14 protein-coding genes are annotated in these 14,059 nt (G+C 54.8%); 11 read left to right on the plus strand and 3 right to left on the minus strand.

Annotated features, from left to right (window positions below; translation table 11 throughout):
• Positions 1-18 precede the first annotated feature (18 nt).
• The 5 genes from zupT to HNR65_RS09615 all read left to right on the plus strand — a co-directional run bounded on the left by zupT (position 19) and on the right by HNR65_RS09615 (position 5,682).
• On the plus strand, positions 19-831 hold the full coding sequence (gene zupT, locus HNR65_RS09595; RefSeq protein ID WP_181551266.1) for a zinc transporter ZupT: 813 nt from the start codon (positions 19-21) through the stop codon (positions 829-831).
• Between the two features lie 146 nt (positions 832-977).
• Entirely contained in the window at positions 978-2,633 is a 1,656-nt protein-coding gene (locus tag HNR65_RS09600; RefSeq protein WP_220128340.1) for an AMP-binding protein, read from the plus strand.
• Positions 2,634-2,689: 56 nt separating this feature from the next.
• Positions 2,690-4,336, plus strand: coding sequence for an acyl-CoA synthetase (locus HNR65_RS09605; protein WP_181551267.1), 1,647 nt, complete (start codon positions 2,690-2,692; stop codon positions 4,334-4,336).
• Entirely contained in the window at positions 4,317-5,225 is a 909-nt protein-coding gene (locus HNR65_RS09610; protein WP_181551268.1) for a hydroxymethylglutaryl-CoA lyase, read from the plus strand. The genes HNR65_RS09605 and HNR65_RS09610 overlap by 20 nt, the downstream gene beginning before the upstream one ends.
• A gap of 193 nt (positions 5,226-5,418) precedes the next feature.
• Positions 5,419-5,682 (plus strand): hypothetical protein, encoded by a 264-nt coding sequence (locus HNR65_RS09615; RefSeq protein WP_181551269.1) that lies wholly within the window; start codon positions 5,419-5,421, stop codon positions 5,680-5,682.
• 14 nt (positions 5,683-5,696) lie between these two features.
• On the opposite strand, the gene HNR65_RS09620 is transcribed toward HNR65_RS09615, so the two are convergent.
• Entirely contained in the window at positions 5,697-5,951 is a 255-nt protein-coding gene (locus HNR65_RS09620; RefSeq protein ID WP_181551270.1) for a hypothetical protein, read from the minus strand.
• A gap of 130 nt (positions 5,952-6,081) precedes the next feature.
• Between HNR65_RS09620 and HNR65_RS09625 the strand changes: the two genes are divergently transcribed.
• The 6 genes from HNR65_RS09625 (at position 6,082) to atpE (ending at position 10,001) form a co-directional block, all read left to right on the plus strand.
• Positions 6,082-6,399, plus strand: coding sequence for a YhbY family RNA-binding protein (locus HNR65_RS09625; RefSeq protein ID WP_220128341.1), 318 nt, complete (start codon positions 6,082-6,084; stop codon positions 6,397-6,399).
• A 108-nt stretch (positions 6,400-6,507) separates the two neighbouring features.
• On the plus strand, positions 6,508-8,196 hold the full coding sequence (ettA, locus tag HNR65_RS09630; RefSeq protein ID WP_181551272.1) for an energy-dependent translational throttle protein EttA: 1,689 nt from the start codon (positions 6,508-6,510) through the stop codon (positions 8,194-8,196).
• A gap of 127 nt (positions 8,197-8,323) precedes the next feature.
• Positions 8,324-8,542 carry an AtpZ/AtpI family protein gene (locus HNR65_RS09635; protein ID WP_181551273.1) on the plus strand — a complete coding sequence of 73 codons (219 nt, stop codon included), beginning with the start codon at positions 8,324-8,326 and terminating at the stop codon, positions 8,540-8,542.
• A gap of 8 nt (positions 8,543-8,550) precedes the next feature.
• Positions 8,551-8,937 (plus strand): ATP synthase subunit I, encoded by a 387-nt coding sequence (locus HNR65_RS09640; RefSeq protein ID WP_181551274.1) that lies wholly within the window; start codon positions 8,551-8,553, stop codon positions 8,935-8,937.
• Between the two features lies 1 nt (position 8,938).
• Positions 8,939-9,628 carry a F0F1 ATP synthase subunit A gene (gene atpB / locus HNR65_RS09645; protein ID WP_181551275.1) on the plus strand — a complete coding sequence of 230 codons (690 nt, stop codon included), beginning with the start codon at positions 8,939-8,941 and terminating at the stop codon, positions 9,626-9,628.
• Between the two features lie 91 nt (positions 9,629-9,719).
• Entirely contained in the window at positions 9,720-10,001 is a 282-nt protein-coding gene (gene atpE, locus HNR65_RS09650; protein WP_181551276.1) for an ATP synthase F0 subunit C, read from the plus strand.
• Positions 10,002-10,066: 65 nt separating this feature from the next.
• On the opposite strand, the gene uvrA is transcribed toward atpE, so the two are convergent.
• Positions 10,067-12,925 (minus strand): excinuclease ABC subunit UvrA, encoded by a 2,859-nt coding sequence (gene uvrA, locus HNR65_RS09655; RefSeq protein WP_181551349.1) that lies wholly within the window; start codon positions 12,923-12,925, stop codon positions 10,067-10,069.
• Positions 12,926-12,947: 22 nt separating this feature from the next.
• Positions 12,948-13,964, minus strand: a complete 1,017-nt coding sequence (pdxA, locus tag HNR65_RS09660; protein ID WP_181551277.1) for a 4-hydroxythreonine-4-phosphate dehydrogenase PdxA — start codon at positions 13,962-13,964, stop codon at positions 12,948-12,950.
• Positions 13,965-14,059 lie beyond the last annotated feature (95 nt).

Raw genomic sequence — 14,059 nt, forward strand, 5'->3', positions numbered from 1 at the left:
CTGAAAGGAAAAAGCTTCATGCCTGCAGATCCCGTCTTGTTCGCATTCGGACTGACCCTGCTGGCCGGACTGGCCACGGGCGTGGGCAGTGCCCTGGCCTTTTTTACCAAACAGACCAACACCCGGTTTCTGTCCGTGGCTTTAGGATTTTCCGCCGGGGTGATGATCTATGTCTCCATGATTGAAATCTTTTTCAAGGCCCGGGGATCGCTGGCCGAAATTCTGGGCCAGACAGCCGGCTACCGGATGACCACCCTGGCTTTTTTTGCCGGCATTGTGCTCATTGCCGTGATCGATAAACTGGTTCCCTCATTTGAAAACCCCCATGAAATCAGAAACGTGGAGGATCTCGAGGAAGTGGCGGCCGTGGCCGAAAAAAACGCCCTGCTGCGCATGGGCATGCTTTCGGCCGTGGCCATCGGGATACACAACTTCCCGGAGGGCCTGGCCACGTTCACCACAGCCCTTCGCGATCCCACCCTGGGGGTGAGCATTGCCGTTGCCATTGCCATCCATAACATCCCCGAGGGCATTGCCGTTTCCGTGCCAGTCTATTATGCAACAGGAAGCAAGAAAAAGGCTTTTACCCTGTCGTTTCTTTCAGGTTTATCCGAGCCCCTGGGCGCCCTGGTGGGATATCTGATCCTGCTGCCGTTTTTCAATGACTTGGTCTATGGAATGCTTTTCGCCTCTGTGGCCGGAATCATGGTGTTTATCTCCATTGACGAACTGCTGCCATCAGCGGAAAAATACGGGGAGCACCACCTGTCAATCTACGGCCTTATTGTCGGCATGGCGGTGATGGCGGCAAGCCTGATCCTTTTTGCATGACCGTGGGGACTGCTGCATTTTAACGTAAACGTTAATTTACCCTTTATTTTTCTTAAAACATTGTTTATATTTTTATCCATTGCCTGAAACGCAAACCGGTCATCCGAATTGCCACCTTCAATGCCCATCCAGGAGGTCGACGACTTATGTCATCCATGGAATTTCCCGCTTCCCTGAGCCGCATCGGAGACATCGTAGACGCCAATGCCAAACACCGCAAAAACCAGACCGCCCTTGCCTACTATGAGTATGGATTTAAAAACAGTTTTTCCGAATTCAGAGACATTTGCCGGCAAGTGGCCAAGGGCCTGATGGCACTTGGGGTCAAACGCGGCGATCATATCGCCGTGTGGGCCAACAATTTGCCAGAGTGGGTCTACACCCAGTTTGGCAGCGCCATGGCCGGAGCGGTGCTGGTCACGGTCAACACAAACTTCCGGGCTTATGAACTTGAATATCTTTTGGAGCAATCCGACAGCACCACCCTGATTCTCTCCCATGGGGTGCGCGAGCCGGATGAATACCTGCGGATCCTGCGCCGGGTCTGCCCTGAGGTGGACCATTGCCAGCCCGGCAGGCTTGAAACCCAAAAACTGCCCTTTCTCAAAAATATCGTGCACCTGGGCAAGAATCAAATCTCCGGCATGTTTACCTGGTCCCGGATGATAGAGCTGGGCAGCCGCATCCCGGATGCCGAACTCGACCAGCGGGCCCAAAGCCTGGAACCTGATGAAGTCATCATGATGCAGTACACTTCCGGCACCACCGGTTATCCCAAGGGCGTTATGCTTACCCACCGCAACCTGATCGGCAACGCCCGGAGCATGGCCGAAATCATGGCCCTGGGTCCCGATGACACCCTGTGCATTCCCGTTCCCTTTTTCCACTGCTTCGGCTGTGTCATCGGCACCATGTGCTGCACGGTTTCCGGGGCCGCCATGGCACCTGTGACAGGCTTTGATCCAAAACTGGTACTCGAAACCATTGAAGCTTTGAAATGCACGGCATTACACGGTGTTCCCACCATGTTTATCGCTGAACTCGAAGCCATGGAAAACAGGGAATATGACACGGCTCAGCTGCGCACCGGTGTCATGGCCGGCTCCACCTGCCCGGTGGAGGTAATGAAAGGGGTGATGGAAAAAATGGGGGCAAAGGAACTGACCATTGTCTACGGCCAGACCGAAAGCTCGCCGGGCATCACCCAGACCCGGCGCGATGATTCCCTGAAAGTCTGCACAGAGACCGTCGGCCGGGCCCTGCCCAACGTGGAGGTCAAAATCGCGGACACGGTCACCGGCCAGACCCTGCCGCCAGGAGAAACCGGGGAACTTTGCAGCAGGGGCTATCACATTATGAAGGGCTATTACAAAATGCCGGATAAAACCAAAGAAGCCATTGACCCGGACGGATGGCTGCACACCGGAGACCTGGCCAGCATGGACGAACATGGCAACTGCACGATTCAAGGCCGCTTAAAAGACATGATCATCCGCGGCGGGGAAAACATTTATCCCCGGGAAATCGAGGAATTTCTCTACACCCATCCGGGGGTCCAGGATGTCCAGGTCGTTGGCATCACGGATAAAAAATACGGCGAGGAAGTCGCCGCCTTTATCCGGCAGAAAAACGGCAACAGCCTTTCGGCCGAAGAAATCCGAAACTTTTGCAAAGACCGAATCTCCTTTCACAAAATCCCGCGCTATATCTATTTTGTTGATGAATTTCCCACCACCGCCTCAGGCAAAATCCAGAAGTACAAACTCAGGGAGATGGCCCTGAATCAATCTGCTGATGCGTGAACCGCAAATAACCGCACCGCTGCCCGTCTTATAAAAAATCAACAAGGAGTCCTTGAATGCAGACAGACCCAAAAGACGAAAAAACCCGATTTGAATCATTAACCCGTAATAACGTGGAATTTCTGTTAAACCGGTACAACCGCGTCAACCGCTGGGTCATTGCCGACATGACCCGCAGAAGCGCCTATCATCATCCGGACAAAACCGCCCTGATTTTCCAGGACCGGGAAATGACCTATACGGAACTGGAGGCGGCCTGCAACCAGACCGCCAATGCCCTTCTGGACCTGGGTGTGAAAAAATACGACCGGGTGGCGATCCTGGCCCACAACACCTTGCATCACGTGCTGACATGGCTGGGCTGCTGCAAGGCCGGGGCCGTGTATCTGGCCGTCAACTACCTGCTGCGCGGCCCGGATATCCAGTATTGCATCAACCACAGCGAAAGCACGGTTTTTATCGTAGAAGACAGCCTTTATGAACTGGTCAAAGACGTGCTCGCGGAAATGCCCACGGTCAAAACCCTGATCTGGTCCAACCAGGGCGCAGGACAGAACCCGCCGGATGAAAAATTTCTGGAGTTTGACAACTGGTATCAAAAATACCCGGACACCGAACCCGACGCCATCCTGCGCATCGAGGATCCCTGTCAGATGACCTATACCAGCGGCACCGAATCCCGGCCCAAGGGCGTGATCATTAACCATCAGGCCCTGCTTTCCCAGTACATGGGATGCATTTTTGACGGCGGCTACGAAAGCGCCGACATCAACATCAACGCCCTGCCCATCTACCACTGCGCCCAGCGCGACGTGTTTTTAAATCCCATATTTTACATCGGCGGCACAAACATCCTGATGGGCCCGGATATCGGCCAGATCCTCAAAAACGTGGAGAAATACAGGGCCACCATGCTCTTTGCCCCGCCAACGGTCTGGATCGGCATCCTTCGCCACCCGGAGTTTGACAGCCATGACCTGTCAAGTCTGAAAAAACTCTATTACGGCGCCTCCATCATGCCGGTGGAAGTACTCCGGGAGCTGCTCGAACGCCTGCCCGGAACAAAAATCTACAACTATTACGGCCAGACCGAACTGGCACCGTATCATACCATTTTAAAAGCCGAGGACGCCTGGGACAAACTGGGGTCGGCCGGCCGGGCCGGGCTCAACATGGAAACCCGGCTTGAAGCCGACAACGGAGAAATTGTCCATGCACCCGGCCGGCCCGGCGAAATCTGCGGCAAAGGTCCCCATGCCATGATGATGTATTTCAAGGACATGGAAAAAACCGATGACGTGATGCGCGGCGGATGGTTTCACTCCGGTGATCTGGGAGTACTTGATGAAGACGGCTATATTACCGTGGTGGACCGCAAAAAGGACATGGTCAAAACCGGCGGTGAAAACGTGGCCTCCAGGGAAGTGGAGGAAGCCGTTTACACAGACAGCCGGGTGGAAGAAGTTGCGGTCATCGGCGTGCCCCATCCCAAGTGGGTGGAAGCTGTCGCGGCCGTAGTGGTTCCCAGACAGGGAGAAAGCATCAGTGAAGAGGAAATTCTGGAAATCTGCCGCCAAAAGCTTGCACCGTTTAAGGTACCCAAAAAAATCATTTTTGTGGACCAGCTGCCCAAAACACCTACGGGAAAACTATTGAAACGGGGTATGCGGGAAACATACAAAAATGCATTCGGCGCAGACTGACAAGCCGGATGTGATCATCCGGGAAGTGGCCTTAAGAGACGGGCTCCAGTCAGAGCCCGGCTTTGTGGCCACCGGAGACAAGCTCCGCCTGATACGGGCCCTGGCCGCGGCCGGGGTGGTTTTTCTGGAAACCACCTCCTTTGTCAGCCCCAGGGCCATCCCCCAGCTCAAGGACGCCCGGGAATTAATGGCCCGGGTGCCGCGGGATCTGCTTTGCCACGAAGTCATGGTGCCCAACATCAGGGGTGCCCGGGCAGCCGCAGATGCCGGTGCTGACCGGCTTATTGTGTTTGTTTCCGCATCCGAGACCCACAACCGGAAAAACGTGGGCTGCAGCATTGAGCAGTCCATGGCGGATCTCGGGGCCATATCCGGGCTGGCCGCAGGCGGCAACATGGCCGTGGCCGCAGCCATTGCCACAGCTTTTGGCTGCCCGTATGAAGGCCGGGTGGACAAATCCGCAGTGCTGGCCATTGCCCGGCGCTTTGTCCATGAGGGAGCAGACCGGATCACCCTGGCCGACACAACCGGCATGGCCAATCCCAAGCAGATCACCGAAACAGTGGCCTTTTTCAAAGACCACCTGCCCCACACCCAAATCTGCCTGCATCTGCACAACAACCGGGGCCTTGCCGCTGCCAATCTCTATGCCGGATATCTTGCCGGCATAGAGATGTTTGACACTTCCCTGGGCGGCATCGGCGGATGTCCCAATGTTCCCATGGCAGCGGGCAACCTGGCCACCGAAGACGTGGCCAACATGTTTGAAGCCATGGGTGTACGCACGGGCATGGACATTAACGGGCTCATCAGGGCCGCCGGCCTCCTGGAAAACATCCTCGGCCGCGCCCTGCCCGGCCAGGTCATGAAAAGCGGCACCTCCGCGTAGCCGCCGGGCTGTTGCCTTTCCGCAAATATCCTGCTAAGGTGATTGCTTACGAATCCTTGCATTGTTGTGTTGATATCCGCGGCCATTGCAAAAGACCGATGATGCCTGCAAACAATTGCAAAGGAATATAAAATGGATGCTGTCGTAAAAAGTCTGATTTCAGATGGTGCCATCAAAATTGCAGGAAAACCAGATGCACATCACCCTGTCAACAGGCCGCATAATTGACACTCAGCATGATCTGACCGCCGAGGAGCGCCATATTGTCCAGAAACTTTATGCCTGGGCCGATGCAGTGGGCACTGTCGAGGCGTTTAAAAACAAAAGAAAACAAGCTTTACAAGCCGGCTGGAACGGTTCCGGACAAGTGATTGAACGCAGTGTGCTGCGCCAGATCATAGATGACCTGGAAAAAAAAGTAAGAACAAAACTCCGGCAAAAACCTGGCGTCGGATAAATGCAAAACCCGTATTACCGGCCTCCCGGACCCAGGATCCATTTCTTCAGCCCTGTGGTAATCCATTTTGCCGGTGCCCCGGATACGGCGTAGCCGATGACCGCAAGCATCACAAACATAATGGCCCGGCCGGCGGTATCCATATCCGGTTCTATCAGATGCGGGCCCAGCAAAGCGCCCAGGCCGATGCCCATGAGAATGCGCCATGAATCGGGCAGAAACAGAATATAAAAAATCACATATGCGGGGGTAACCGGGTGTTTGGGCAAAACCTGTTTTCCTTTGCAGTTTGTACATTGCGGTTGATCCGAAACACAAAATTCGGCTATAGATATGCCGAAACCGATATCATTAAATATTGCAAACCGCAAGTTTGCGATGCGGCCAAAAGGAGGCAAATTGCAGGCACTCAAGGGATTTCAGAAAACCTGGCTCAGGGGGCGGGCCCATGACATCAAGCCGGTAGTGTTCATCGGGCAGAAAGGTCTGTCTCCGTCGGTAATCGAGGCGGTTGCCGATGCCATCGAGACCCATGAGCTCATTAAGGTCAAATTTCTGGATTTCAAGGATAAACAACAAAAGCAGACCATTGCCCAAACCATCAGCGAACAGACCGGATCGGAACTGGTGGGGATGATCGGGCACATGGCCATCTTTTTCCGTCAGCACCCGGAGCCGGAGAAGCAAAAGGTCCGGCTGCCGGATCGCGCCAAATAATGGAAAACAAAACCCCCGGCGGTTTCCTGCACCGGGCCTGCCAAACGTCATTTTACGGGCAACAAACCCATCATCATTTATATTCCGGGCAACAGAAAGGATTTTTTCATGAGCCGGCAGCAGCCAGACAAAATTATCTGCTCAATGAACCGCGTGAGCAAGTATCACCATAAAAAACCCATTATCGAAGACATTTCCCTGTCGTATTTCTACGGAGCCAAAATCGGGGTGCTTGGATTAAACGGAGCGGGCAAAAGCACCCTGCTTCGCATCATGGCCGGAGCAGACACCCAGTACAACGGCGAAATGGCCATGAGCCCGGGATACACCGTGGGCTTTCTGGAACAGGAACCCGTTCTGGATGACGAAAAAACCGTGCGCCAGGTTGTGGAGGAAGCGGTTGCCGCCACCATGGAACTGATGGCCGAATACAACCGAATCAATGAACAATTTGCCGAGCCCATGAGCGATGAAGCAATGGACAAGCTGATCGGCCGCCAGGCAGATGTTCAGGAGAAACTCGATGCCGCCGATGCCTGGGACATTGACGCGCGTCTGGAGATGGCCATGGACGCCCTGCGCTGCCCTGAAGGCGACACACCGGTAAAAGTCCTTTCCGGAGGAGAACGCCGCAGGGTGGCCCTGTGCCGGATTCTGCTGGAAAAACCCGATATCCTGCTGCTCGACGAACCCACCAACCATCTGGATGCCGAAACCGTGGCCTGGCTGGAACGGCATCTGCAGCAATACGAAGGCACCATTATCGCAGTCACCCATGACCGGTATTTTCTCGACAACGTGGCCGGCTGGATCCTGGAGCTGGACCGGGGCCGGGGCATTCCCTGGAAGGGCAACTACACCTCATGGCTGGAGCAGAAGCAGGAACGGCTCCGCCAGGAGGAAAAGGCCGAATCCCAGCGTCAGAAAACGCTGGAGCGGGAACTGGATTGGATCCGCATGTCTCCAAAGGCCCGGCAGAGCAAGTCCAAGGCACGTATCAACGCCTACGAACAGCTGTTAAACGAGCAGTCTGCAGACCGGGCAAAAGAAATGCAGATCTACATCCCGCCGGGTCCGCGCCTGGGAAAGGTGGTGGTGGCGGCAGACAGCGTGTCCAAGGGCTACGGCGACCGGATTTTGTTTGAAAACATGTGCTTCCACCTGCCGCCAGGCGGCATTGTTGGCGTTGTGGGCCCAAACGGGGCGGGCAAGACCACCCTGTTTCAAATGATCACCGGCAAAGAGCAGCCGGATACCGGCTCCCTGCGCATCGGTGATACCGTGCGCCTGGCCTATGTGGAGCAAAGCCGCGCCAGCCTGGATTCGGAAAAAACCGTATGGGAGGCCGTATCCGACGGCGAGGACATCATCCGGCTCGGCAGCGTGGAGGTCAAGTCCAGGGCCTATGTATCCAAATTCAATTTTTCCGGCGCTGACCAGCAGAAAAAAGTCGGGATGCTTTCCGGCGGTGAGCGCAACCGGGTGCACATGGCCCGTATGCTCAAGCAGGGAGCAAACGTCATTTTGCTTGACGAGCCCACCAACGACCTTGATGTCAACACCATGCGCGCCCTGGAAACAGCACTGGAAAACTTTGCCGGATGCGCGGTGGTCATCAGTCATGACCGGTGGTTTCTCGACCGGATCGCCACCCATATTCTTGCCTTTGAGGGCGACAGTCAGGTGATCTGGGTGGAGGGCAATTACGCCGACTACGAACAGGACCGCAAAAAGCGTCTGGGCGAGGAGGCAGAAAGGCCCCACCGAATCAAGTACCGGCGCCTGAGCCGGCAGTAGAAATGTTTGGACACGGCCTGGCTGCAAAATTGAATTCGTGTTTTTTATTGACTGGTATTGTCAGCTGTGTTAAAAAAATTATCTTTATCAGGCTGGTAAGTGGCCGGCCCGTTGATGGCAAAACAACATGAAGAAACAGAAACAAAGTGCTTTCAGGGACCTTGCTTACTATAGCGGCCTTGGATTTTCCGTTGCACTTGCAATATTTATCGGCTTATTTATCGGCCTGGGGATAGACAGGTTGTTTGACACCACGCCGATATTTATGTTTATTTTCCTTTTTTTCGGCATCATTGCCGGTTTCAACAATATTTACAAGGTGATCAAACGCAGCAGCAAAAACTGAGGATTTAGATGGTTATACAACAGCGTCTGCTCAAATTCATCATGCGGACGAACTGGTGCCTGCTTGCAGCCGCCAGTATAGTCGGATTTGCCGCTACCCAGCTGCATTTTGCCATGGGTATCGCTGCCGGCGGCCTGATTGTGACACTCAATTTTCATCTGCTGTACAGAAACCTGAAACGCTCTCTTACCCCGCCGCATATTGCCTCCCACAATGTGGTTCTTGCCAAGTACTATATCCGGTTTATCATGACCTGCTTTATCATCTTTGTGCTGATTGCGGGCGGATATGTAGAACCATTGGGATTGCTTATCGGCCTGTCGATTGTCGTGGCGAGCATCATGCTCGGTACCATCCGGGAATTTATCAAACTCATACACAGGGAGGCGGTCTGAAGTGGAACATCCGTTTCTTATCTTCGTAAAATTGTTTGAAGTCATCGGCCTGGGTCATTTCGCCCATGAATACCCGCAGGTCATCTACAGCTGGGTCGTCATGGCGGTGCTGATCATTTTGGGCGCTTTTGGGGCCAAGCACATCACCCTGATCCCCAACAAGGTCCAGAACGTATTTGAAATGATCATCTCCAGTCTTGAGGAATTTACTGTGGATACCGCAGGCGAGGAAAGCCGCTGGTTTTTTCCTTTTCTGGCCACCATTTTTCTCTATATCTTCCTTGGGAATCTGGCGGGTCTGGTTCCGGGATTTTTCTCCCCCACGGCGGATCTCAATACAACCCTGTCGTGTGCGATTCCGGTATTTTTCTTTACCCACTACATCGGGGTCAAGGCGCACGGGTTAAAGTACCTGAAACACTTCATGGGTCCCTTCTGGTGGCTGGCACCCATTTTTATCCCCATTGAAATCATCAGCCATCTGTCCAGGGTGCTTTCCCTGTCCTTTCGTCTTTTCGGCAACATCATGGGCAAGGAACTGGTTCTGGCAATTCTGTTCATGCTGGCTGGCGCGTTTTTCGCACCGCTGCCCATCATGGCCCTGGGCGTGTTTGTATCCTTTGTTCAGGCCTTTATTTTCTACCTGCTGTCAACCATGTACTTTGCCCTGGCCATGGAGGATGATCACTAAACAGCCATCATGGGAAATACAACCAAGGTTTTACCCACGGTTTTTGGAAGAAGCCGTTAAACTTAAACTTTTTGTCAAGGGAGGTTTGTAAATGGAAATTGAAGCACTAAAATTCTTTACCGCTTGTGTTACCATTGCCGGCATTGCCATTGCCATCGCAGCTGTTGGTTGTGCCTACGGCATGGGTATCAGCCTGAGATCCGCAGTTGAAGGCATTGCCCGCAACCCGGAATCATCCGGTAAGGTTACGGTCACCATGCTTATCGGTCTGGCGCTGATCGAGTCCCTGTGTATTTACGCCCTGGTTATCTCGCTGATTATCATCTATGCGACACCCATGGCAGGTACGGTCACCAAGATGATCGGCATGTAGCACAAGCGCCAAAGACCCTCAAAAAAAAGGCCCATGTCTGCTGCTACGGCAGATATGGGCCTTTTTTATTTTTCAGAAAAAAATTTTGCCGGCTGTTTTGCCGCCAGCTGCTGTTGCAGAAACGCACCTGTGGCGGAATTTTCACAGCCGGCCACATCCTCGGGCGTACCCTCTGCGATCACAAATCCCCCTGCATCTCCGCCCTCGGGCCCCAGGTCAATGATGTGATCGGCATACCGGATCACATCCAGATTGTGCTCGATGACCACAACCGTGTTGCCCGCCTCCACCAGCTGATTTAACACGCCCAGCAGCTTTTTGATATCCTCCATGTGAAGCCCGGTGGTGGGCTCGTCGAGAATGTAGAAGGTACGACCGGTATCCCGGCGGGCCAGTTCCCGGGAAAGTTTCACACGCTGGGCCTCCCCGCCGGAAAGAGTTGTGGCCGGCTGGCCCAGGCGGATATAGCCCAGGCCCACATCCACAAGGGTCTGGAGTCTGGATCGGATATGACCGATACTGGAGAAAAAGGCCATGGCCTGATTGACCGTCATGTCCAGCACTTCTGCAATATTGAGTCCCTTGTACTTGACTTCCAGGGTCTCGCGGTTGTAACGCCGGCCATGGCATACATCACAGGGCACAAAAATATCGGGCAGAAAATGCATCTCGATCTTTATGATGCCGTCTCCGCTGCAGGCCTCACACCGGCCGCCCTTGATGTTAAAGGAAAACCGTCCGGCCTTATAGCCCCGCATCCGGGCTTCGGGGGTCTTGGCAAACAGCTCCCGGATAAAGGTAAACACTCCGGTATACGTCCCCGGGTTGGACCGGGGCGTGCGGCCAATGGGCGACTGATTGATGTTGATGACCTTATCAATGTGCTCAAAGCCCTCGGCAGAGGCATGCTTGCCCGGAGGAATGCCCGAGCGGTGGAGGCGCCGGGCCAGGATCCGGTACAGGGTTTCGAGGACCAGGGTGGATTTGCCGGATCCTGAAACACCGGTCACACACACAAAACAGCCCAGGGGAAATCGCGCATCAATATTTTTGAGATTGTTCTGCGCCGCCCCGCGGATCACAAAGCCGGCATCCGTGGCCGGGCGCCTGGATTCGGGGGTTTTAATTTGCCTTTTGCCGGCCAGATACTGGCCGGTCAGGGAAGTTTCCGAGGCCTCCAGCTGATCCGGGGGGCCGGCAAACACCAGGTGCCCGCCTTTCACACCGGCCTCCGGACCCATGTCCACCACGAAATCCGCTGACCGGATGGTTTCCTCGTCATGCTCCACCACCAGGACGGTATTGCCCAAATCCCGCATCTGCTTCAAGGTGGCCAGCAGCCGGAGATTATCGCGCTGGTGTAAACCAATACTGGGCTCATCAAGGACGTAAAGCACGCCGGTGAGCTTGGAGCCGATCTGGGTGGCCAGACGGATACGCTGGGCCTCCCCACCGGACAGGGTCGCCGCGGCCCGGTCCAGGGTCAGGTAGGACAAGCCGACGTTTTGCAGAAAAGCCAGCCGGTCGGTGATTTCCCGGATAATCCGGTCTGCGATTTTCGCATTCTTGCCTTCAAGCTTCAGGTCCCGGAAAAATTTGTATGCCTGCTCAACCGAAAAGCCTGAAATTTCAGGAAGGGTCACCTGGGCCACGCGCACGGACCGGCTCACCGGGTTTAAGCGCGTGCCCCCGCATTCCGGGCACGGCCTAAAATTCATGTACTGCTTGATCTCTTCTCTGGCGGCGCTGGAATCGGTCTCCACATACCGGCGCTGCAAATTGGGAATCACCCCTTCAAAGGGCCGGGTAAAATCCATCCTGCGATTTCCCCGGCTCATGGAAAAGGGAATCTCCTCATCACCTGACCCGTAGAGGAGCACATGCCTGAACAGCTCCGGCAGTTCGCGATAGGGCCGGTAAATGTCTGCACCGTAATGGCGGGTCAGGGCTTCAATGAATTCGGCAAAATGCACGGAGCTGCGATTGGCCCAGGGCCGGATGGCCCCTTCGCGGATGGACAATTCCGGATCCGCCACAATCAGATCCGGGTCAAACTCCATGGTGGTACCCAGCCCGTCACATTTGGTACACGCGCCCTGGGGGGAATTAAAAGAAAAGCTCGCCGGGGTCAGCTCGGGATAACTTATGCCGCATTGCATACAGGCCGCGGTCTCCGAAAACACAATGGGTCCGGCGTCCTTGTCATCCACCGCATCCACCGCAGCGGTGCCCTCGGAGTGGGACAAAGCCAGCTCCAGGGAATCGGCCAGGCGGTTTTTCATGTTGTCCTTGACCACCAGACGGTCCACCACCACCTCAATGGTATGTTTTCGTTTCTGATCCAGTTTGGCCAACCCGTCGAGTTCCCGGACCTGCCCGTCAACACGCACCCGGGCAAAGCCTTCCCGCCTGAGCCAGGCCAGCAGTTTTTCATGGGTACCTTTCTGACCGGCGACCAGGGGGGCCAAAATCAGAATCCGGGTGCCATTGGCCATAGCCATGACCCGGTCGACCATCTCATCAATGGTTTGAAAGGAAATGGGCCGGCCGCATTTGTGGCAGTGAGGGGTGCCCGCCCTGGCAAACAGCAGCCTGAGGTAATCATATATCTCAGTAACCGTACCCACAGTGGAGCGGGGGTTATGGCCGCCGCTTTTCTGCTCGATTGCAATGGCCGGCGAAAGCCCTTCGATATGGTCCACATCCGGCTTTTCCATCCGCTCCAGAAACTGCCTGGCGTAAGTGGACAAAGATTCCACGTACCTGCGCTGGCCCTCGGCATACAGGGTGTCAAAAGCCAGGGTGGATTTGCCCGAGCCAGACAGCCCGGTAATCACCACAAGGCGGTTTCTGGGCAAATCCAGATCAATGTCTTTAAGATTGTGCTGTCGGGCACCCCGAATAATGATGTAATCAGATGAGATAGGCATGGCTGGCAAGCTGAGATCAGACCGGATGCTTGGTTCTGCGGGCATGATCGGCGGCCATTTCAATGGCTGCCATGAGGCTGCCCGGATCGGCAATGCCTTTTCCGGCGATATCATAGGCAGTGCCGTGATCCACGGAGGTCCGGATAATGGGCAACCCCAGGGTGGTATTGACCCCGTCGTGAAAATGCACCATTTTAAAGGGAATCAGGCCCTGGTCATGATACATGCATACAACAGCGTCATATGCGCCGTTTACAGCATAATAAAACACCGTATCCGCCGGATGCGGTCCCGTGGCCAAAATCCCCTGCGAAACAGCGCCGGCAATGGCCGGCCGGATCAGGCGGGCTTCTTCATGGCCAAACATTTCCTCTTCACCGGCATGGGGATTTAAGCCGCATACGGCAATCCTGGGCCGGGCAATACCGAACCGGGATTTCAGGGCCTGGTGGGTCAGCCGGATAACGGTTGCAATCCGGTTTTCATCCAGTGCAGCCGACACATCGCGCAGGGCCTTATGAATGGTGGCCAGCACCACCCGAAGACGACTGCCGGCCATCATCATAGCATATTCCCGGGTGGTGGTTCGCTGCGCCAACATCTCGGTATGACCGGGATATATCCCTCCGGCCAGCTTCATGGCCGCCTTATTGATGGGACATGTGACCAGCGCATCGATCTGACCGCTTTTGGCCATATCAATGCCGGCTTCAATATAGCTGATCATGGACCGGCCGGTTTCCGCAGAAGGATGGCCCCATTTGTGCGCATCTCGGCAAAGCCGGGACGCCGAAATCAGATTGACGATTCCGGGCTCGTAAACAGCGGTTTGCAAATCATTCACAGCCCGGATTTTGGGTCCGGTGCGGGCAATGCCTGCGGCCATGTGCATGATCTCAGGATCGCCGATCACCACCGGACGCGCAAAATCATATATTTCCGTGTAATCCAGGGCCATGCAAAGAATTTCCGGTCCCACGCCCACTGGATCACCCATGGTGATACCGATCAAGGGTCGCTGATCGCCTGCCATCCAGACCTCCGGGATTTTTGAATTGTTTCAGAAATCGAACAGAAAAAAGCAATATAACAAAAACCCCGGAGCATCACAACAGGCAAAGCCATGGA

Origin of the sequence: Desulfosalsimonas propionicica, from assembly GCF_013761005.1 — a bacterium.
In the GTDB taxonomy this organism is placed as follows: Bacteria; Desulfobacterota; Desulfobacteria; order Desulfobacterales; family Desulfosalsimonadaceae; genus Desulfosalsimonas; species Desulfosalsimonas propionicica.